This window comes from Pseudonocardia sp. SID8383, from assembly GCF_009864975.1.
Taxonomy (GTDB): domain Bacteria; phylum Actinomycetota; class Actinomycetes; order Mycobacteriales; family Pseudonocardiaceae; genus Pseudonocardia; species Pseudonocardia alni.
Window position 1 is genome coordinate 1 of the sequence record NZ_WWFY01001157.1, and the last position, 1,394, is coordinate 1,394.

Here is a 1,394-nt window from a genome sequence, read left to right on the forward strand (position 1 = left end):
GTCTCGCGATGGTCGACGCCCGGGAGCCCGCCCGCACCGCCCCGGCCGACCGGCCTGCTGTGCCCGACCGCCCCGCAGCGCCCGACCGCTCCGCGGGCTGACGGCTCAGGGCCGGGCGTCGGCCAGCTTCTCAGCCAGCACCGACCGCAGGATCGCCTGCTCGGCGGCGAGCATCGTGAAGGTGCACCCCAGCGCCCGGAAGCGGCGGACGTGCGCGGGGGAGTCGCAGTAGATCCCCACCGGTACCCCGGCCCCCGCGCACACCGCGGCGATCCCGGAGACCAGCTCGGCGTGCCTGTCGGACTCCGGGCCGCCGTCGCCCTGGGCGGCGAGCGGGAGCCCGTGCGCCAGCGCCAGGTCCGACGGCCCGACGAACACCGCCGCGACCCCGTCGACGGACACGATGTCGGCCAGGTTCGCCACCGCGGCGACCGTCTCCACCATCACCACCGTGCGCGGCGGTGCGAACACGTCGCGGCCCTGCCACGAGGGGCGGACCGGCCCGAAGCTGCGGACCCCGTCCGGCGGGTAGCGGCACGCCGCGACCGCCGCAGCGGCCTGCTCGGCGGTGTCGACCAGCGGGACGATCACGCCGTCGGCACCCCGGTCCAGGGCCCGCCCGATGCCCTCGGCTCCGTGGCCGGGGACCCGCACCAGCGACGGCGTGCCCGTCGCGGACAGGGCCTGCAGCATGCCCAGGACGGTGTCGTCGCCGATCAGGCCGTGCTGGGTGTCGACGCAGACCAGGTCGAACCCGACGGAGCCGACGATCTCGGCGACGGCGGGGGAGGGCAGCTGCAGCCAGCCACCGACCGCGTCGCCGGTGAACAGTGGATCAGGGGTCATGCGACGACCGTGCCGCCCCGCCCGCCCGACACGCCAGTCGAGGCCGTCGTCCCGTCGTGTGCCGGGCGCCTGTCCGGCACACCACCGCCGTCGACGACGACACCTGGTTCCTCGACGCGGGCCCGCAGGCCGCGCGTGGTGCTCGACGACCCGGCCGCCGCACTCGGGACGGGGTGAGCCCGCCGCGACGGGCGGGGCGGGGTGCCATCATCACCCCATGTCGTCGCCGTCCGCGCAGCCGGTGTCCCTGCCCGCCCGGCCGGTGGTCGGGGTCCTGCACCCCGGCGCGATGGGCGCCGCGCTCGGATCGGCGCTCAAGGCCCGCGCGGGCGCGGTGATCTGGGCCGACGCCGGGCGCTCGCACGCCACCGCCAAGCGCGCCGAGCTGGCCGACCTGCAGGCGGTGCCGACCGTCGCCGACCTCGCCGCCCGGGCCGACGTGATCGTGTCGATCTGCCCGCCGCACGCCGCGCGCGAGGTCGCGGGCCTGGTGGGCGCCGGGCTGGCCGGGCGCACCGACCGCCCGCTCTACGTCGAGGCCAACGCGG

Annotated in this window: 2 protein-coding genes; one reads left to right on the forward strand and one right to left on the reverse strand. The window is 77.7% G+C overall.

The genetic code is table 11. From position 1 onward, the window contains the following. Positions 1 to 105: 105 nt before the first annotated feature. On the reverse strand, positions 106 to 846 hold the full coding sequence (locus GTW08_RS28225; protein WP_073574918.1) for an HpcH/HpaI aldolase family protein: 741 nt from the start codon (positions 844 to 846) through the stop codon (positions 106 to 108). Between the two features lie 217 nt (positions 847 to 1,063). On the opposite strand from GTW08_RS28225, the gene GTW08_RS28230 reads away from it, so the two are divergent. Then, a partial coding sequence (locus tag GTW08_RS28230; protein ID WP_237454269.1) for an NAD(P)-binding domain-containing protein occupies positions 1,064 to 1,394 on the forward strand: 331 nt, incomplete at its 3' end.

Coding starts and splice junctions, on each gene's coding strand:
- GTW08_RS28225 (WP_073574918.1), bottom strand. CDS start 846: ATGACCCCTGATCCACTGTTCACCGGCGACGCGGTCGGTGGCTGGCTG.